We start from the raw sequence: 19004 nt of genomic DNA, 5'->3' as shown, positions 1-19004 counted from the left end.
GAAGATAGAGTTTATTTTCCTTTCTCTTTAGAAATCAAGATATCCTTTGTCAACTGGTTTTGAATGCTAAGCATTTAAAATATTTATGCTGGCAGTTTAAAAATAGTATTTGTATTTAAAATGATTATTGTGTGATATATAAATTTAATTTACCTTAGCTAGTCACACTCTTTTAAGTATTATGTTTAGGTACAGCCTGTAATTACGAATGCTTCTGCCTTAGATGGCAGAAGCATTTGTAATATGTTGCTTATTTAAAGATCGTATTACAAAATTTAGCCCAATCAGCCATCAAGCCTTTTCGTTTTTCAAGGTAAGCCCCACGTAGGTAAGCAGCTTCTACTTCATCAGGTAGCTTGTGTGCTAAAACATGCTCACAGACCTCACGGGGATAATCAGTTTGATCGGCTGACCAGTCACGGAACGTAGAACGGAAGCCATGTGTGGTAATCACTCTATTTTGCTTCGGATCAATATAGCCTAAGCCATTTTCTTTAAGCTTCTGTTCATGCATGCGCTTGATCAGAGTATTCAAGGACATGTCAGAAAGTATTCCACCATTACGAGGTGCTGGAAAAATAAAATCTTGTGGCTGAGTATATTCTTGGACAGATTCAAGCAAGCTAATCGCTTCTTGAGATAAGGGCACACGATGTTCCTTTTCTGCTTTCATTCGTTCTTTAGGAATAATCCAGACGTTATTTTTAAAATCAATTTCCTGCCACTCAAACGGCTGGTTAAGCCCAGAAGCCTTTGAACTGAAATATTTTAAGAATTTAGAGGGATTTGTTGTCCACGATACTGTCTAGGATCATTCTAAGGATTTTCTAAACTCAAGTAGGATTCGGTTCCAGCTACTTTAGCTTTTGAACGATGATTTTTTATTAAGGATTTTGACACAAAATTTGGCACAAAAGTTAAAACCTAATAGATTCTAACGTATTATAATTTATTGAAAAATAATGAATTAGAATTTAATAGAATCTATTAATGTTATTTTTGTAGAGTTCGAATCTCACCGCTTCCGCCAAATATTTAAATAAGCCCTTGTTTTTACAAGGGCTTGTTTTTTATCTATGATTTTACCCCTCAACCTACCCCTCATCAAACATTGGATTAGGTGATATCTAAAGAGACATCTTTTTACTTATTTGGACATCATATTAGTTGAAAGAAAATTTCTAGTAGAATTCCAAACTGATTTTAAGGTGGGGAATTTTGCAAATATCCACTTTGGTCTTATGCTTGAATGGTCTGTTGTATTTGGTTTTTTACTGTTGCTTATCTTTACTTTCATCTTGGATGAGTTTTCTTGATCTTATACATTCTGTTTATGAGATTTTATCGATTCATAATTATGGGCAGACTGTAAAAAAATAAATCTACCCATATTCTTTAGATGCTTGTAAGTGATGTTAAACCCATAAATTTGATGATACTGGTATATCATACGGACTGTTAAGTTGTCTGCATCCTTACAGATTGATGATCTCATATAAATTTTCTGGTGATAAATTTTTCACCATATCATTTAGACCTTTACTTAGACTTGCTTTACTAAATGTATGTTCATAAAGTATGTCCCTCATACCACAAGTGATAAATATTGTTGCTTTTTTAGGCTTTATGGTTTTTATATCTTTATCATTTTCAAGTAATTCATAAAGCGTTTGGAACAAATCGGAAAAATAATCCATGCCTGTATGATTGATTGAGTTGCGACGATCTTGATTGATAGCATTCTCAATTATAGTTTGGTTTGCAGAGCCGTGAATTTCACTTAGCATAAATTTAGAATAATTCGCTGATTCAAACTGCTGGATGTTACCCTTGTTGATCTTTGTTTCAAAAATTTTATCGTAGTAAATCAGGCTGATTAGCGCAGTAAGAATTGCATCAGCTCTTTTGAGTACTTCAAGTGAATTTGCACAATCATCTAAAATGATGCTCAAGCTATGAATTTTTTCAGAAACCTTATTGTCAATAATAGGCTGGGCATCTGTCCCATTTCTCTGATTATCTAATCTTGTAGCCATAAATTCATGTATAAATTTACTTAAAAGCACAGGCAGATTGCTAACATCCTCTTCTAGATTTAGATGAAGATTTATGAACTTTGAAGGTGGCAAATTGGCATCTAACGGAGAGCATCCAATAAATGATTTTGTGGACTTCTGTAGTGGTGTACCATAAATTTTCAATCCTTTAATTGCATTCCTAACTTCGTGATATGAAGGGACTTGAGTTATATTTGTGCCTTTTATATCTTTGCTATTCTTAAAATTATGATATTCAATATAAATTTTAAGATAATCCAAAAATAGAGATTTAATATCCCAGAATGGTAACAAGTCAGGTAAGAAATACTTTTCGTTCAAAATACGTTTGAGGTTTGTCGAAAAATTGGGGAATTGTGTCCATTCTTCATAACTTTTGATGTTTTCCCAAAATATGCAATAAAGTTCTTCAAATATTGATGTTAGTTCATCTGGTTGAAGTAAATGGTTTAACAAAAATATATCTTCATCCACTAATTGCCTTGTTTGACAATATCCCATTACATGGTTGAGTAACTGTCTGCCAAAGACAATTATCTCTACTTCAATCTTGATTTGCTCAATAGGTAGTGACTTTCTTTCTTTATATTTTTCAGTTAGCAGGTTGACCAGTTGCCTCAATATTACATCCCTAATACGTATTAACTCGTTATACAGATTTGGGAAAGTTGCTTGAAACTCTCTTGCTTTTACAGCTTGCTTTACTAATTTTTGCATTACAGGGTGAGCTATTCTGTAAATTTCATGATCGAAGACGGGATTACTCATTTAAATACGCTACTTAACAATTGTGAATCTTGTTTTGCTGATGTTTCTGAGGATTCTAGAGCATATTTATATCCGAAGACATCCACATCAGGTTTAAATCGGAGTAAACAATGCAAACCTCAGAAACCAAAAAAAATCAGATTCTTAGAATGAAAGGAGTAACAGAATTAGTCTGTTTAAGTAAATCAAGTCTGTATGACAAAATGAACCCGAAATCCAAGAGATATGATTCGTCTTTTCCTCGTCCGATTAGATTGGGACTATCAGCCGTTGGTTGGTTAGAGCAGGACATAATTGATTGGATCAATTCAAAAAAAAGCTAACCAGATTAGCAAGATATCTTTACAACTCTCACATACCCTATTAACCCTTATAACACTGTAATTCCTTGATTTCGAGGTCATGGGATTACAGTGATTTTTACGCCTGACCATTTGTGTTACTTATATGATCAGTATATCTAATAATATTAATTATTATATAAATTGACTTAATTAACAAATTGTTAGGTGTAATTACGTACAGAGAAGTTCATTATTATGAATCAATCATCCTATCTTATGAGTAATAATCAAACACCTGCTTTAGCACATGAATACTTAACACAAGTACCTGAACACTTTCTAAATCAGCAGACTGAAATAACTGATACTGATTCATCTAATCAGCCCATTCAGATTACAGCACCATTGGAAGAGCAACAGTCTTTACTCAATTCAATGTATGAAGAATGCTTCAATGCAGCAGACGATCAGCATTCAAGCTCATTGGCATTGGATTACTTATTAGATTTCAACACTGAATATAACCAATATGAAATTCGATCAAATCCTGAAGCTGAGAAAATATTCTCAGAAATTGAATTAGTAAAACAAATCTTAAAACACAACTATGTGCAGGCTTATCGTAAGATCAAAGGCACTCTGTATCATGGATGGTATGAGCCTATTGATAAAAAATTCATTGAATTATTAAAGCAAATACTCATCCAAGGGTTTGATCCTCTAGAGCATTATGATTGTGAGCATCATAAGATTGTTATGCAAGCGTATAACGAAATTCTAAAGGGTTATTTTCATGCTGATTTTTATCTACATTACCCCAATGATATTATTCAGCTAAGAAATACTGATGGAACAATAACTTCAATTTGTTATGCAGAATTAATTAATCTATTCATTGAACGTTTGTATTTGCTAACTCAAGAAAAGGAATTCAAATACCAACAGAAAAAACGAAGGGAACGTTCCCAATATCAGCAAAAGGTCGCTACAGAATGTGTAGATACGATACTGGCTAAACATTCGAGAATTGTCATTGCTCGTGTCGATTTTCGTTATGGAAAAACACAAAACCCTGAACTTGCCCAAGTCAAAGCAGATTTAATCACATGCCTTCGTTATTTAAAGCGTACTTCAAATTTACGTATATTGGGCTATCTATGGAAATTGGAATTTGCCGAAAAAACGGGCTATCACTACCACTGTTTTTTCTTTCTCGATGGTCGTAAACACTCACAGAGAGGTGGATCAGGAAATTTGAACAACACTTATAAGTGATATTTTGCTCCCCAAATGATGTTATAAACATCAATATATGGAGTATTTTATGGCACGTAGACCAAGAAGAAATCATTCAAATGATTTTAAAGCTAAGGTAGCACTTGCTGCGATTAAAGCAGAAAAAACACTTGCTGAATTGAGTGCTGAATTTGATGTTCATCAAAACCAAATTATCGACTGGAAAAATCAACTGATTTCAGCTTCCTCGCAAGCTTTCGATCAATCAAAAGCTCCAACAGAACCACCCATCGATCTAAAAAAACTACATGCAAAAATCGGTGAGCAGGCATTAGAAATTGATTTTTTAGAAGGTGTGTTGAAGAAACTGGGCCGCTTCAACCACAAAAGTTAATCGATGACTCACTTCAGATTTCAGTATCTAAGCAAGCTCAGCTGCTGAAAGTCTCCCGTGGTTGTTATTACTATCGCCCAAAACCTGTGAGTGCATCAGATCTGAAGCTAATGCGGTGTATGGATGAGTTACATATGCAATACCCTTTTGCAGGTAGCCGGATGATGCGTGATTTGTTGAATCGTCAAGGACATCATATAGGACGACGTCATACACGTACTTTAATGAAGAAAATGGGCATTAATGCGTTATATTGCAAACCAAATTTAAGCCAGGCTAATCAAGCTCACCGCAAATATCCATATCTGCTCAAAGGATTGGCTATTCAGCGCAGTAATCAAGTGTGGTCTACGGATATAACGTATATCCCTATGGCAAAAGGCTTTGTTTATTTATGTGCTGTGATTGATTGGCATAGCCGCAAGGTACTTGCGCATAGAGTATCGATTAGTATGGAGGTTACATTTTGCATAGAAACATTAAATGAAGCTATTGAAAAATATGGTCGACCTGAAATATTTAATACAGACCAAGGCAGTCAGTTTACCAGTGATGCATTTATTGATGTATTGAAATCAAATGGCATTCAAATCAGTATGGATGGTAAAGGTCGATGGGTTGATAATGTGATGGTTGAACGATTATGGCGGAGCGTTAAATATGAAGAGGTGTATCTCAAAGCCTACAGCAATGTTTTGGATGCGAAGAAGCAATTAAACGCATATTTTGAATTTTATAATTTGAAACGACCTCATTCGAGTCTGGACAAAATGACTCCAGATGAGTTTTACTATGACCAGCTACCACAACAAAATAAGGTAGCTTAACTAGAGCAGAGTATCACTTATAAATAAGCTTTTAGTTGTTCAAACATGTGGGACCACCTCTCAGGACATTAAGTTAGCACAACAGATTGGTGAGGTCTGGAAAAGAGTGATTGGTGATGAGGGGACTTACTATAATTGCAATATTGATGCTCACAATGGCAAATACAAAGATGTCGGTATTGGCACCTTACATCGCAGTGATAAACAAAAATACGAGTATTTGATTAAAGCCATCCGTTATATAACCAAAAGAGACCAATTCATTGTGCATAAAAGGATTAAGCAGGATGAAGAGAATGAGCAAAACCTTAGAAATGATAAAGCCTACTTCATACGTGTATTTGGTAAAAATATTGCTAAGGATGTTGCGATAAAAATGGGTAAATCTCTTAAAAATACTGGTCAAAAGGAGGCATGAAATGACTCATTATTCAGCGACTCCTCAAGCACACTATATACCGCAGACACCAATTATCCCATTCATGCTGGATGTTAATACTCATTTGTTCTTAGGACAGAGTATTCAAAATGCAGCTCAAATTGAAAATGGGAAACTAGCGGTTATGGATAAACGATCACCCAAATGTTTGGATAAGAATTATCGTATATTTTTAAATTCTCTACCTTGGCTGCATTATCACCGTTTGGTATTACATGGATTTCAACTAAATCCTTATTGGGCTGCAATCTTTGATACAGTAGGCTTTTCTCATTACGGTAATATGAATTACCTTGTAGAGAATGCAGAGCTTATTCATGATCAATTTAAACATAAGTTTCTGAAACGACGGATTGCACTGGAATATACAAAATTTATTGAACCAATTAATGAAAGTATTAAATTCCAAAAGGCATTGTTTAAACGTTGTCTAGACAAACATAAGCAGATCAATTGTATGATCTATGATTTACCTTGTATGTTTACTATTCCCTTACAATTTGATGCCGAAGTTAAATTACCAAAACTTGCTAGTAAATGGCTGGAAAGATTACATCAATCCGAAGAATTAGCTGGCAAGCTGTATGATGTGCAATGGCGTATTGTGAAATCACTGAATGGATTTTATTCAGTCCATGCCATCATTTATGTGATTGGTGATGAGTGTAAATATTCTGATTTTATCTTACGGGTATGGAGAGGGGCTTGTTTACACAAGGGACATGAGCTTGTGCAAGGATCACCTTATTTGGTTTGGGAAAAACACTGTTACTTTGCGGACAGTGATATGCGTAGCTACTGGAGTAAACAGCTTGAGTTTCTAAATGGCCCCCTCAAACTTTATCGGTATATGAGTCAGCATATTTCCTATTTATGGCAAAGCTATACAGGGAATATCCCTGCTAAGTAAACTTTTCAAATATAAGGCGCTCTGATTAGAACGCCTTTTTTATGCTTGTATAAATCGCTGTGATTAAATCTCTAAAAATTATAGGTATAGGTCAAACCACTGTTGGTGGTGATGGTCACTTCACGGACATATTCAGCGGAACAGCCCAAGTAGACTTTTGCCACTGAGCCATAGCGCATATTTTGGTAATCGTAAGTGCCTTTGCTTCTGCAATTACCACGGTTGATTAAAACCCCTGTGATGGTGGTTGGCGCATCGTTCAAGGACATGATGTTTAACAAATCGGTATAGCCTGTCATGGAGTATTGTGATTCTTCACGACGGACACGGACTTCAAATTGTTCTTGTACAGTGGGTTCAGTCCCTTCCTCAGCATTATATGACTCATCTTCCAGAAAGGATTTATCAACGGCTGGAAAATCATCTTCAGATTGAGGCGGAGTTTCAGTCGCATCAGCAGTGCTATGCTCACTTGTTTGAGTTGGGGTATCCTTTGGTTTTGGTGCATCGTTACCTGAATTACACGCAGTTAAAGTCAGTAGCAACACACTGGATAAAACAATCGATGGAATAAAATTCATTACACATGCCTATATTTAATCGAATATTGTGATCTACAGGGTTGGGTGAAAGCCCAACTCTGTGTATTTAATTGTTTGGTCAATCAATTTTTTACTTTTTATAAAAGTGGGAATTACTCATCGATCTTTTTAAATACCTTTTCGATCGGCGTGTAGTTTTCCAAGCTAAAATCAAAAGGAATTGGCTTTTTCAGTGTCACATCAAATTGCTTTAATCGAGCATTTTCTATGCCGTTGAAATGTTTGCGTTGAAAGGACATGGTGCTCGGTTCAAGGATGGCAATCGGTTCATTCGCAGAATCAGCTTGAGTGTTGTTGGCCTGATAAATGACTAAGCTCTCTAATTCCAATTTATGATTATTGAAGTTAAAAATGTAACCGACATACTTCTGTCCACCAGCCGTAATAATATTTTGTGCTAACTCTGGCGTGGATGGGGCTGTGAAATTCACAATAAGATCAGATGCGAAATTCATATTCTCAAAATGTAATTGTTTCGAATCAGCATCGTAATAAACAAAATTATCAATCGGACCATTTGGTCGATCATTCGGTGTATAGCTGCTTGGCATAAACAGACTTTGACCAGACGTAGCATTTAAACTGAGTTCTAAAAGCTTCAAGTCATAATTTAGATGGGCATTTTTAGTATCCAACTCATTTTGAAGTGTCTGAATACGTTGTTGATATTGTTCTGTACTCTCAAATTGATCTTTTTGTGGTGGAGTCACCTGCATTGTCGATCTTATATAATTGATTGCCGTATCATGCGCTGCACGCAAAGAATAGTCATCACCTAAAGCAAAAGTGAATGCAGGAAACTGTTGATCAGTATGTCCGATCACTAAAACTTGATTGTTTTTTAAAGCCAGCACATTTCTTAAATCATTGAGAATGGACTGGAAATACACGCAGTTTGCACAATAATCTGCAACATCGTCATTTTCAGCAAACATCTGCAATCCATAGATGGTTTTATACGGTGGATAAAAGGAAAAATACCCCTCATCTTTGATGAGTTCCTGAAAGTCTTCTCCAGTCTTTGTTAGCGGAGGTGTAATTTTATTGCGAGCGATAATCAAAGGAGAAGAAACAGCCTGTGCAGGGACAGCATCATTCAATGACATGTTTTCAATCTTTTGAGATAGTTCTTTATTCTCTACATCATCTTGTTGTGGTTTTGAGCAGCCGACCAACGCAAGGCTGGTGAGCAGCGCAATTGAAATGTATTTCATCCTATTATTTTCCCCATCCAATATTTTTTAAGTTTTTAAAAATGAATTATGAAATTGCCTGTAATTTCAAATACATTTTGCTTGGCTGTCATAGGCTCTAGCGATGCTGTTACTGAGCACAATAAGGACAACCAAAATAAGCTGTGCGATGAATTTCATGATTTTTATCCAGCACAAAACACCACTGACCAAAATGGATGCAGCAGTTAATTGATGCCTTGAGTCAATCAGGACACAGTGAAAGCGTGTGATAAATGAATTGGAATAAAATGCCTGAGAGGCAGAGAAAGTGCAGGGGAATAATAAAGCACAGTAAATTGCGTCATGGTTGACTCCTAGATGAATTAGAAGTTCTACCGAATCACTGTCAATTGATTATGGTGGCAGAACGAAAAGGGGTTGACAGACTGGACATCTAGAACCAGCACGCGCGAACGCGTCCCCCTCCCGTTCTACCGCAAAGGGGGACGAGAAGGTTTTTACACATACAAAGAATACTCAGATGAATAAACTCCGATGCGCTAGATGAGCGGTCTGTCAAAACCGACTGACAATGTAGGTCAGCCCTTGCATCATAATCGCTGCTAAAAAACAGGTCAATTGATCTGTTTAATCATCATTCAAAAATTGCCTAAAACTGATGAAAAAAAACGCATTCTAAAAAAATACAAATACATAGCATCTAATTGAGAACAGTGTTTCTCCATTTGAGATAGCACCAATACATGCTTCAGCTACATTGCAATCATTTTGCCTGCTTCCCCAGCAGGTTTTTTTATTCATTTACAGGAAATACCACAATGAGTTTGCCATGTCCTTATTGCCAGTCCCGAGAGACGGTACTGCTTGAATCAACCCAACATTTACCCAGTACCTCAACCAATAACCCCATTTCCAATAGTGTGATGTCACCGATGGCACTTGCCACATTAGGAGTGAGTGTTTCCAAAAGCCTGAATATTCCTCCAATTGCAGGTGCAATCGTTGGGGTACTGATTGGCGGTATCTGGATGTTGATCACTGAAGATGAACAGCAACAACCGCTTCACCCAACTTATCGCAAACAGTATTACTGCAACAACTGTGACCGCAGCTTTAGCCCGAATTTACGCAATTAAGTATTTAGCAAAATTTAAATCGAACCCTTTTACCCATTCAAAATCGATACAGGAATTATTCTTATGGCACATTTAGTTGAAACTATGGCATTCACTGGACAAACCCCTTGGCATGGGTTAGGCAATGAACTCACACCAAACCAACCCATCGAGGTTTGGGCACAACAAGCAGGCATGGACTGGCGGATAGAATCCTCGGATGTCAATTACATGGCACAGAATGAACGTGGACAAAGCATCATCATGCCTTTTGAAGAACAACGAGTGCTTTACCGTTCAGATACGCATGCACCTTTATCCGTGGTCAGCCAACGCTTTCAAGAAGTCCAACCGATGGAAATCCTACACTTCTACAAAGACCTGACGGAGCAATCAGGCTTTGAACTGGAAACCGCAGGGGTACTGAAAGGTGGCAAGAAATTCTGGGCATTAGCCAAGACTGGACAGACTTCAGCACTCAAGGGTAAGGATGTGAGTAATGGCTATATTCTACTAGCGACGGCTTGTGATGGCACTCTAGCAACCACTGCACAGTTCACCAGTATCCGGGTGGTATGTAACAATACTTTGGCAATTGCTCTCAAAGGACAAAATACCAGTGCAGGTGTGGTTAAAGTCCCACACAGCACTCGTTTCGATGCTGAGAAAGTTAAACAACAGTTGGGTATTTCAGTCCGTGCATGGGATGAACACATGTATGAAATGAAACAACTGAGCCAGCGTAAGGTAACTCAGCAGGAAGCAGCAGCCTTCTTTGATGCGGTGTTTAACAATACCAACCTAACTATGGCTGAACAAGATGAAAGCATCATTCAGTTCTATCGAAATGCTGCTATGCCAAACCAAGGCATCAACACCCCAACCAAAGCGGACAATAAAACCGAGCCAAATGGACGTGCCATGTCGAAAGTCATGACCATGTTTAACGGACATGGACGTGGTGCAGAACTGAGTTCAGCCAAGGATACCGCTTATGGATTATTGTGCAGCATCACCGAGTTCTGTGACCATGAACGTCGAGCGATGAGTACCGATCATCGACTCGATTCAGCATGGTTTGGTGCAGGGGCTGCCATTAAACAGCGTGGTCTGGAACAGGCATTGAGAATGATTGCCTAAATTCAGTTTCAATTAAGCCAGCTCCATTAGCCTAAGCATACAGTAACACCGTACAAGCACAGCAACACCTTTAGCCGCACCCTCATGCGGCTTTTTTATGCCCAAAATTCAGCTTTTACGATTTTATCGATACAGGAATAATTGCAATGAATAGTCATACTCAAATTCAAAACACGCTAAATAACCCACCACTACAACCCTATTTACCGAATCTAAATCAATCCATTCAGCAGATTGAGGTGGGAACCCGAACCAAACGAGATCGACCGAATACGCAACCACGAAAGACCAAAGCCCTTACAGCAAAAAGACTTGCCAACACCAAACAGATGAACTATCAACAATGGTTAGAAGTCAGAAAATAGGGTATTGGCAGCAGTGATGCAGCAACGGCCTGTGGACTGAATCCCTATATGTCGATGCTGGAACTGTGGATGATCAAGACAGGGCGGATGCAACAAAACATCGAGGATGAAAGTGCAGGTTACGCACCCTTGTACTGGGGAAAAAAGCTAGAACCTTTGGTGGCTGAATACTACAGCATGCACACCAATCATAAAGTCCGTCGAGTTAATGCAGTATTGCAACACCCTGATGAAGACAAACAGTTTATGTTGGCGAACTTGGATTATGCTGTAGTCGGTAATGAAGAAGTGCAAATTTTGGAATGTAAAACCGTGGGGGAATATGGCGCAAAACTATGGCGAGATGGCGTGCCTTTATATGTGCTGTGTCAGGTACAGCATCAATTGGCAGTGACAGGTAAACAGGCAGCGCATATTTGTGCCTTGATCTGTGGGCATGAAACCAAAATCTATAAAGTGACTCGTAATGAAACTGTGATTCAGCACATCATTAATGCGGAACGTCATTTCTGGCAATGTGTCGAAACAGGTATTCCACCCAGTGTAGATGCTTCGGATTCAGCAGCTAAAGCCTTGCAACAACTTTATCCTGAACAGATTCCATTAACAGTAGAAGACCTGACCCAAAATGAACAAGCTAATTATTTGTTTAATCAGTTACTAGAGGAGCGACATAAAGTTGAACAACACCAGCAGTATTTTGATGAACTGAAACATCAACTACAAATGATGATGAAAGAAGCAGAGCGAGCGGTATTTACAGGTGGTTCAGTCACATGGAAGAAATCACAAGACTCAATCAGCCTAGACAGTAAATCATTGCTTAAACAGCATCCTGAATACCTACAGCAATTTCCCCAAACCAAAGCAGGAACACGACGCTTTCAGATTTATCCGAATGGTGGATAGGGCTGATACCCAAGTAACCCATTTCAATTTAACTAACACCCCAACCAACTGATCCCATACCCCAAACAAGTATGGGATTTTTTATGCCCAAAATTTATTTATCCAAATTTAAACGCCATTTCAACATCTATATAGAGTACATCATCATGATTAAAGGTTTAGCTATTACCCCACCTGTGTTGGGGCGTATCAGTATCGGCAAAATTGTCGAAAAGAATGGAAAACGTCTGCCTGAAAAAGATGATCAATTTACCATTACCAGCCAAATCCAAAATAAAGATGGGTGGGTCAAACATCCACTGGATGAGCAACTACGTGCCAAAGCGCCCAATCAGAACCAAAAGCTGAGAAGCATTCCAGTCCGCATGATCTTCAATGATCCCGATCTCAACTTAAGAGCAGAGTACAGCCTATTTGACCGCCAAACTGGACGTTTAATCTGTTCAGGCAATGGCGAAAGCTGTCAGCGACTCGGTCAAAATGGCATTGAACAACATCCTTGTCCATCCCCTGATTTATGTCCATTGGCACAGGGTGGATTATGCAAGCCCTATGGCAGACTCTACGTCAACTTAGATGAATCAGATGAGTTTGGTACTTTCATCTTTAGAACCACAGGCTTTAACAGCATCCGCACTTTGGCAGCTCGACTTCGTTACTATCACGCAGCATCGGGTGACTTACTTTCTTGTTTGCCATTGCAATTGACCTTGCGAGGTAAAAGCACCACACAAAGTTACCGTACCCCGATCTACTACGTGGATCTGACTTTACGTGATGGCACAAACCTGAAAGATGCGATTAGTTCAGCCAAACAGATGGATGAACAAAGTAAGACAGCAGGGTTCTATCAGGAGGCTTTGGATCATGTGGCACGGCAGGGTTATGGTAATGCCTGCTTTGAGGTGGGAGGTGAAGAGGGTTTGGATATAGTGGAGGAGTTTTACAGCGTTGAATCTCAAACAGAGCATCAGCAAACGCATGATCTCACTCATGTTCAAGATATTCAGAAAGGCTTACAGCAGTCGGTTCAAGCTCTGAATTAAATACTGTTGGGGGCTAAGAAGCCCCCAACAGTAATATTGCTACTATTTTTTATTAAAAAATTTGAACTACTTATTGAATCAATAAACATTACTTAAGTATCGTTTATTTGGAGGGCGGTAGTACGTTAGGCTTTTGTAACATTAATCCATTTATAACTTTTTGTTGTCTACTATCTTCAGAGGTGGATCAGGAAATTTGAACAACACTTATAAGTGATATTTTGCTCCCCAAATGATGTTATAAACATCAATATATGGAGTATTTTATGGCACGTAGACCAAGAAGAAATCATTCAAATGATTTTAAAGCTAAGGTAGCACTTGCTGCGATTAAAGCAGAAAAAACACTTGCTGAATTGAGTGCTGAATTTGATGTTCATCAAAACCAAATTATCGACTGGAAAAATCAACTGATTTCAGCTTCCTCGCAAGCTTTCGATCAATCAAAAGCTCCAACAGAACCACCCATCGATCTAAAAAAACTACATGCAAAAATCGGTGAGCAGGCATTAGAAATTGATTTTTTAGAAGGTGTGTTGAAGAAACTGGGCCGCTTCAACCACAAAAGTTAATCGATGACTCACTTCAGATTTCAGTATCTAAGCAAGCTCAGCTGCTGAAAGTCTCCCGTGGTTGTTATTACTATCGCCCAAAACCTGTGAGTGCATCAGATCTGAAGCTAATGCGGTGTATGGATGAGTTACATATGCAATACCCTTTTGCAGGTAGCCGGATGATGCGTGATTTGTTGAATCGTCAAGGACATCATATAGGACGACGTCATACACGTACTTTAATGAAGAAAATGGGCATTAATGCGTTATATTGCAAACCAAATTTAAGCCAGGCTAATCAAGCTCACCGCAAATATCCATATCTGCTCAAAGGATTGGCTATTCAGCGCAGTAATCAAGTGTGGTCTACGGATATAACGTATATCCCTATGGCAAAAGGCTTTGTTTATTTATGTGCTGTGATTGATTGGCATAGCCGCAAGGTACTTGCGCATAGAGTATCGATTAGTATGGAGGTTACATTTTGCATAGAAACATTAAATGAAGCTATTGAAAAATATGGTCGACCTGAAATATTTAATACAGACCAAGGCAGTCAGTTTACCAGTGATGCATTTATTGATGTATTGAAATCAAATGGCATTCAAATCAGTATGGATGGTAAAGGTCGATGGGTTGATAATGTGATGGTTGAACGATTATGGCGGAGCGTTAAATATGAAGAGGTGTATCTCAAAGCCTACAGCAATGTTTTGGATGCGAAGAAGCAATTAAACGCATATTTTGAATTTTATAATTTGAAACGACCTCATTCGAGTCTGGACAAAATGACTCCAGATGAGTTTTACTATGACCAGCTACCACAACAAAATAAGGTAGCTTAACTAGAGCAGAGTATCACTTATAAATAAGCTTTTAGTTGTTCAAACATGTGGGACCACCTCTCTTCATTACGTAGTTGTTTATCTTTAGAATGATGGTCTTTATTCTCTTCGACTTTGGTGTCGCCATGATTATGATCAGTGATATTACGTAATTCGGTATCATCTAAGGAGCGAATCGTTTTTGAAGTGCTAGGTTCAGCCCATGATGTCGTATTCAAAAAAATGAAAAATAATAAATTGTACTTCATCCATGAAGTCATAGCGTGATCCTTTTTTACTCAATACCGACTACAGTGGTGATATAACCAGTGGCTAAAAGAATTGATAGACCTAATGACATCTCAAATAAAATGGCATAGCCCAATTGTTTCGCAAATTTCGGGTCTTGTAAGCGAGGTGTGAAATACCATTTGTTAAAGGCTGCTAACAATAAAATACTTAGGACAAATAATATTTTAATAATAAATCCATGCCCATAAGGTGTATTGATTAGAGTATTAAAATCTTTAAAGAGTAATAAAGCAATACTAAGACCACAAGCGATGAGTATTCCTACAATAAAGGCTGCTATTTGCCCAAATAGATGCATACGTTCTTTAAGTGGTAAGCCATTAATTTTTTTGCTTGTTTTCCATAATGGATAAAGCGACCCCATCCATAAGGACATTACAAGTACATGTATTGATAACAAAGCTTGAGCGAATAAGGGTAAATTCGTGACGTGTCCGAGTTGTGAAAAACTTAAAACGATTGGTGTGAGCAGTATGGTAAAGATTGCTCCTTCAGTTTTGGAAATATCAATCGTCCCTTTACTAAGTTTGACTATCATAAATATGAGTAAAAGTGCAAAACTGATTGATCGAATGATAGAGACATGTCCAGTAGGAGTATTGACTAGTATATTTATATAGTTGCTATCCCACATACCTGAAAGGCCAGTGTTGGCAAAACTTCCTATAAGAATGAAGAAGCCGAGAACACTTGAAAAAAGGCCTAAACCTGTACCAATAGTCATGTATTTTAGAATAGTCTCCTTGATTTCAACATAACGTCCAAGTAAGAAATAGCAGAAAGCACCGCCAATAACAAATGCAATCCCTAAATATAAAATGACTTTAACCAACCATGTTGCATATATCCAAGTCTCAGGAATCATATTTTTCTCCCTTTATTATAGCAACATGCCAGCAAGCTGCTGGCATGTTGACTATTTTCACTCATTGTTATTTTGCCGATTTAATAGTGAAATTATATTCACCATTCATGTTATGGCCATCGGTACCCATTGTGGTCCAAACCACCGTATATTTTCCTTTTTTTAGTTTTGGAACCGCTACGTCAAATGATTTTTTCATATCATGAGTTATTTGGTAGTTCAAAGGGATATCCTTACGTTGGGCATCAAGTAACTTAACGTTCATTAGCATGACTTCTTCACCAAAATTGAGTGTTATGTTTTTTGGTTGACTTGCTACAGAAGCATTGATCGCAGGAATTGCACTTTCAAGTTTCACGTGTGCAAATGCACTTGAAGCAGTAACAATCAGTGTTGCACCTACGAGAGTGTTACGTAGAGCTGACATTTTATTTTTGAAAATTTTCATTTCTTCATCCTCTTTAAACTAATCTTGGGCTCAGTAATGACCGAATGAAATGCATCAATTGGTTGCTTGGTCATCACCTTTCTCATGCTTATTATTAAAGGATGAGAGAAACATCCCGATGACTTCAAAATTACATTTTTGTCATTTTAAAAATTAAAAAACCACAAGTGGTACACTGGCTTTAAAGAAAACAATGATCACTAAACAAACTAATAAGAGGGAGTCTATTTCCATCTTAATGAAATTATTAATTTAAAAAATTAAATATGAAGGAGGCTTTTATGGACCATCATCATGAAAACAAAGTACTCAATAACAGACTTACTGACCCTGTCTGTGGTATGACAGTTACAGAAGCATCCAAGTTTTATGAAGAAGTTAAAAATAGAACTTTTTACTTTTGTAGTGAGAAATGCCACATAAAGTTTAAAAGTGATCCTCATTTTTATATTACTAAAGTTGAGAATGTAGTTACGTTAAAAGAACCACAAAAGAGGGATGGTGAGGATTCAAATGAAGTTAATCAGCCTGCTCATGTTAATACCTTCACGATATACACTTGTCCAATGCATCCTGAAATTAGACAGAACCATGCGGGAAATTGTCCGATCTGTGGTATGTCGTTAGAGCCTTTACTTCCTGACTTAGATGACGCTGATGAAAACCCAGAACTCAAGAATTTTAAGCATAGATTTTGGTGGACCTTACCGCTAACCATTATTGTAGTTTTCTTAGCAATGTTTGGTCATCAATTGAACTGGTTCGAAATGCAGGTGCAAAGCTGGATTGAACTTTTTCTTACCTTGCCAATAGTTTTTTGGGCGGGATGGCCATTTTTTGTTAGATGTTGGCAGTCAATCTGGAATCGGAGTCCAAATATGTGGACCTTGATTGGAATAGGTACAGGAGCTGCTTTTATATACAGCCTTGTTGGAACAATAGTACCTCAAGTATTTCCAGACTCATTTGTATCTATGGGGCGTGTTGCTGTGTATTTTGAGGCGACCGCAGCGATTATTTCTCTCACATTGTTAGGTCAAGTGCTAGAGTTAAAAGCACGTTCCCAAACTTCAGCGGCAATTAAATCCCTACTTGGGCTAGCACCTAAAACAGCAAGAAAAATCAGTGTTGATGGTATAGAAGAAGATATTCCACTATCTCATGTACACGTAGGCGATTTATTACGGATACGCCCCGGTGAAAAAGTTCCTGTTGATGGAGTCATTACAGAAGGTTCAAGCTCTGTAGATGAATCGATGTTAACTGGTGAACCTGTGCCAGTTACAAAACGTGTGGGTGATCAAGTCATTGGTGCAACAATGAACATGAATGGTTCATTGGTGATGCGATCAGAAAAAGTTGGATCATCAACCGTACTTTCTCAAATCGTGCAAATGGTTGCTCAGGCTCAACGTTCAAAAGCACCTATGCAGCGGATGGCGGATCATGTTGCAGGACGATTTGTTATGGGGGTTATAGGTATTGCTGTTCTAACTTTTTTGGGGTGGGGGCTATTCGGACCTGAACCTAGTTGGGTTTATGGATTAATCAATGCAGTAGCTGTTTTAATCATCGCATGCCCATGTGCTTTGGGATTAGCTACGCCAATGTCAATTATGGTAGCAACAGGGCGAGGTGCATCAAATGGAGTACTTTTTCGAGACGCTGCCGCAATAGAGAATCTACGTAAAATTGATACATTGATTATTGATAAAACAGGAACTTTGACAGAAGGACAACCATCATTCAATAAAGTAGTAGCCACTTCAGGATATGAAAAGAATGAAGTCCTCCGTTTAGCTGCGAGTTTAGATCAGGGCAGTGAGCATCCTTTAGCAAATGCAATTGTACGTGCCGCCCGTGAGCGAAATCTTACTTTAAGTAAACCTACTTCATTTGAATCAGGTTCAGGTATTGGTGTTAATGGAGAGATAAACGGACAAAAATTAGCGCTAGGCAATACGGCACTGATGAAGCAATTAGGGATATCTGTTAACACTCTTATTCCACAAGCAGAGGTATTAAGAGCTGAAGGTGCCAGTGTTATGTATTTGGCAGCCGATGGAAAACTGCTAGGTCTTCTGGCAGTTTCAGATCCAATCAAAGCAAGCACTCCAGAGGCCCTTTTATCGTTGGAAGACTCAGGTTTAAGAATCATCATGGCAACAGGTGATGGGCTAACTACAGCAAAATCAGTTGGGGCTAAGTTAGGAATTAGTGAGGTTTATGGTGAGGTTAAACCTGCTGATAAATTAGATTTGGTCACAAAATTGCAAAAAGAAGGGAGAATTGTTGCTATGGCTGGTGATGGAATTAATGATGCACCAGCCTTGGCTCAAGCTGATATTGGAATCGCAATGGGCACGGGTACTGATGTAGCAATGAATAGTGCCCAAGTTACATTAGTAAAAGGTGACTTACGTGGTATTGAAATTGCTCGTTCTTTATCAGAGGCAACTGTTAAAAATATGAAACAAAACTTGATGTTTGCTTTCCTCTATAATGGATTAGGTATCCCTTTGGCTGCTGGTGTACTGTATCCATTTACTGGCTGGTTACTCTCGCCTATGATTGCTGCATTAGCAATGAGCCTAAGCTCAGCATCGGTAATTGGTAATGCCTTACGATTACGTCATCAAAAATAATCACGACTTACCACTCATTAGCGTAAGTTAATGAGTGGTAAGCATCATTAGAATGAGTGCTTAATAAC

The 19004-nt window shown here is 38.0% G+C and carries 16 protein-coding genes and 2 pseudogenes; 11 read left to right on the top strand and 7 right to left on the bottom strand.

Annotation, left to right across the window (positions count from 1 at the left end; all coding sequences use genetic code 11):
* Positions 1-250: 250 nt before the first annotated feature.
* Together EGS47_RS02785 and EGS47_RS02780 are read right to left on the bottom strand one after the other, a co-directional pair.
* Positions 251-727: pseudogene (locus tag EGS47_RS02785) on the bottom strand (tyrosine-type recombinase/integrase); the annotation flags it as partial.
* Between the two features lie 748 nt (positions 728-1475).
* A complete protein-coding gene (locus EGS47_RS02780; RefSeq protein ID WP_004801557.1) occupies positions 1476-2825 on the bottom strand; it encodes a hypothetical protein in 1350 nt (449 codons plus the stop codon).
* A gap of 110 nt (positions 2826-2935) precedes the next feature.
* Here EGS47_RS02780 and EGS47_RS02775 point away from each other — a divergent pair, with 110 nt between their 5' ends.
* The 5 genes from EGS47_RS02775 to EGS47_RS02755 all read left to right on the top strand — a co-directional run bounded on the left by EGS47_RS02775 (position 2936) and on the right by EGS47_RS02755 (position 6915).
* On the top strand, positions 2936-3148 hold the full coding sequence (locus EGS47_RS02775) for a helix-turn-helix transcriptional regulator (RefSeq protein WP_004699696.1): 213 nt from the start codon (positions 2936-2938) through the stop codon (positions 3146-3148).
* 237 nt (positions 3149-3385) lie between these two features.
* Positions 3386-4384: a YagK/YfjJ domain-containing protein gene (locus EGS47_RS02770; protein WP_228711790.1), complete on the top strand. Its 999-nt coding sequence runs from the start codon at positions 3386-3388 to the stop codon at positions 4382-4384.
* 49 nt (positions 4385-4433) lie between these two features.
* A protein-coding gene (locus EGS47_RS02765) for an IS3 family transposase (protein WP_223235881.1) occupies positions 4434-5566 on the top strand; the annotation gives its coding sequence in 2 pieces (ribosomal slippage) (positions 4434-4686 and positions 4686-5566; 1134 coding nt in all).
* Between the two features lie 106 nt (positions 5567-5672).
* Positions 5673-5984 carry a hypothetical protein gene (locus EGS47_RS02760; RefSeq protein ID WP_228711789.1) on the top strand — a complete coding sequence of 104 codons (312 nt, stop codon included), beginning with the start codon at positions 5673-5675 and terminating at the stop codon, positions 5982-5984.
* 1 nt (position 5985) lies between these two features.
* Positions 5986-6915 carry a hypothetical protein gene (locus EGS47_RS02755; RefSeq protein WP_004699700.1) on the top strand — a complete coding sequence of 310 codons (930 nt, stop codon included), beginning with the start codon at positions 5986-5988 and terminating at the stop codon, positions 6913-6915.
* A 71-nt stretch (positions 6916-6986) separates the two neighbouring features.
* Here EGS47_RS02755 and EGS47_RS02750 read toward each other — a convergent pair whose 3' ends face one another.
* Both EGS47_RS02750 and EGS47_RS02745 read right to left on the bottom strand, forming a co-directional pair.
* The gene (locus EGS47_RS02750; RefSeq protein WP_004699703.1) at positions 6987-7496 is read right to left on the bottom strand and encodes a hypothetical protein; all 510 of its coding nucleotides are present in this window, start codon (positions 7494-7496) and stop codon (positions 6987-6989) included.
* A gap of 113 nt (positions 7497-7609) precedes the next feature.
* Positions 7610-8731, bottom strand: a complete 1122-nt coding sequence (locus EGS47_RS02745) for a hypothetical protein (protein WP_005003187.1) — start codon at positions 8729-8731, stop codon at positions 7610-7612.
* Positions 8732-9531: 800 nt separating this feature from the next.
* On the opposite strand from EGS47_RS02745, the gene EGS47_RS02740 reads away from it, so the two are divergent.
* The 5 genes and pseudogenes from EGS47_RS02740 (at position 9532) to EGS47_RS02720 (ending at position 14687) form a co-directional block, all read left to right on the top strand.
* The gene (locus tag EGS47_RS02740; RefSeq protein ID WP_004801552.1) at positions 9532-9849 is read left to right on the top strand and encodes a hypothetical protein; all 318 of its coding nucleotides are present in this window, start codon (positions 9532-9534) and stop codon (positions 9847-9849) included.
* A gap of 63 nt (positions 9850-9912) precedes the next feature.
* Entirely contained in the window at positions 9913-10968 is a 1056-nt protein-coding gene (locus EGS47_RS02735; RefSeq protein WP_004801549.1) for a DUF932 domain-containing protein, read from the top strand.
* 146 nt (positions 10969-11114) lie between these two features.
* Positions 11115-12242, top strand: a pseudogene (locus EGS47_RS02730) (YqaJ viral recombinase family protein).
* A 146-nt stretch (positions 12243-12388) separates the two neighbouring features.
* Positions 12389-13288 carry a hypothetical protein gene (locus EGS47_RS02725; RefSeq protein WP_004801544.1) on the top strand — a complete coding sequence of 300 codons (900 nt, stop codon included), beginning with the start codon at positions 12389-12391 and terminating at the stop codon, positions 13286-13288.
* Between the two features lie 266 nt (positions 13289-13554).
* Positions 13555-14687 (top strand): IS3 family transposase gene (locus EGS47_RS02720; protein WP_223235881.1). Its coding sequence is split into 2 segments (ribosomal slippage): positions 13555-13807 and positions 13807-14687, totalling 1134 coding nucleotides; the frame shifts between segments, so codons are not numbered across the junction.
* Between the two features lie 17 nt (positions 14688-14704).
* Here the strand turns inward: EGS47_RS02720 and EGS47_RS02715 are convergent.
* The 3 genes from EGS47_RS02715 to EGS47_RS02705 all read right to left on the bottom strand — a co-directional run bounded on the left by EGS47_RS02715 (position 14705) and on the right by EGS47_RS02705 (position 16291).
* The gene (locus tag EGS47_RS02715; RefSeq protein ID WP_125269147.1) at positions 14705-14947 is read right to left on the bottom strand and encodes a hypothetical protein; all 243 of its coding nucleotides are present in this window, start codon (positions 14945-14947) and stop codon (positions 14705-14707) included.
* Between the two features lie 14 nt (positions 14948-14961).
* On the bottom strand, positions 14962-15843 hold the full coding sequence (locus tag EGS47_RS02710; protein ID WP_004801541.1) for a copper resistance D family protein: 882 nt from the start codon (positions 15841-15843) through the stop codon (positions 14962-14964).
* 67 nt (positions 15844-15910) lie between these two features.
* Positions 15911-16291, bottom strand: a complete 381-nt coding sequence (locus EGS47_RS02705) for a copper resistance CopC family protein (protein WP_004722340.1) — start codon at positions 16289-16291, stop codon at positions 15911-15913.
* Positions 16292-16572: 281 nt separating this feature from the next.
* On the opposite strand from EGS47_RS02705, the gene EGS47_RS02700 reads away from it, so the two are divergent.
* Complete coding sequence (locus EGS47_RS02700; protein WP_005003192.1) at positions 16573-18936, top strand: heavy metal translocating P-type ATPase; 2364 nt, start codon at positions 16573-16575, stop codon at positions 18934-18936.
* Positions 18937-19004 lie beyond the last annotated feature (68 nt).

The organism is Acinetobacter sp. FDAARGOS_515 (assembly GCF_003938865.1).
Taxonomy (GTDB): Bacteria; Pseudomonadota; Gammaproteobacteria; order Pseudomonadales; family Moraxellaceae; genus Acinetobacter; species Acinetobacter ursingii.
This window is presented reverse-complemented; position numbering and strand designations above follow the sequence as displayed.

Bases quoted from the DNA above. Each gene is read 5' to 3' on its own strand.
- EGS47_RS02780 (WP_004801557.1), bottom strand. From the start codon at position 2,825: ATGAGTAATCCCGTCTTCGATCATGAAATTTACAGAATAGCTCACCCT.
- EGS47_RS02775 (WP_004699696.1), top strand. From the start codon at position 2,936: ATGCAAACCTCAGAAACCAAAAAAAATCAGATTCTTAGAATGAAAGGA.
- EGS47_RS02770 (WP_228711790.1), top strand. From the start codon at position 3,386: ATGAGTAATAATCAAACACCTGCTTTAGCACATGAATACTTAACACAA.
- EGS47_RS02755 (WP_004699700.1), top strand. From the start codon at position 5,986: ATGACTCATTATTCAGCGACTCCTCAAGCACACTATATACCGCAGACA.
- EGS47_RS02750 (WP_004699703.1), bottom strand. From the start codon at position 7,496: ATGAATTTTATTCCATCGATTGTTTTATCCAGTGTGTTGCTACTGACT.
- EGS47_RS02745 (WP_005003187.1), bottom strand. From the start codon at position 8,731: ATGAAATACATTTCAATTGCGCTGCTCACCAGCCTTGCGTTGGTCGGC.
- EGS47_RS02740 (WP_004801552.1), top strand. From the start codon at position 9,532: ATGAGTTTGCCATGTCCTTATTGCCAGTCCCGAGAGACGGTACTGCTT.
- EGS47_RS02735 (WP_004801549.1), top strand. From the start codon at position 9,913: ATGGCACATTTAGTTGAAACTATGGCATTCACTGGACAAACCCCTTGG.
- EGS47_RS02725 (WP_004801544.1), top strand. From the start codon at position 12,389: ATGATTAAAGGTTTAGCTATTACCCCACCTGTGTTGGGGCGTATCAGT.
- EGS47_RS02715 (WP_125269147.1), bottom strand. From the start codon at position 14,947: ATGACTTCATGGATGAAGTACAATTTATTATTTTTCATTTTTTTGAAT.
- EGS47_RS02710 (WP_004801541.1), bottom strand. From the start codon at position 15,843: ATGATTCCTGAGACTTGGATATATGCAACATGGTTGGTTAAAGTCATT.
- EGS47_RS02705 (WP_004722340.1), bottom strand. From the start codon at position 16,291: ATGAAAATTTTCAAAAATAAAATGTCAGCTCTACGTAACACTCTCGTA.
- EGS47_RS02700 (WP_005003192.1), top strand. From the start codon at position 16,573: ATGGACCATCATCATGAAAACAAAGTACTCAATAACAGACTTACTGAC.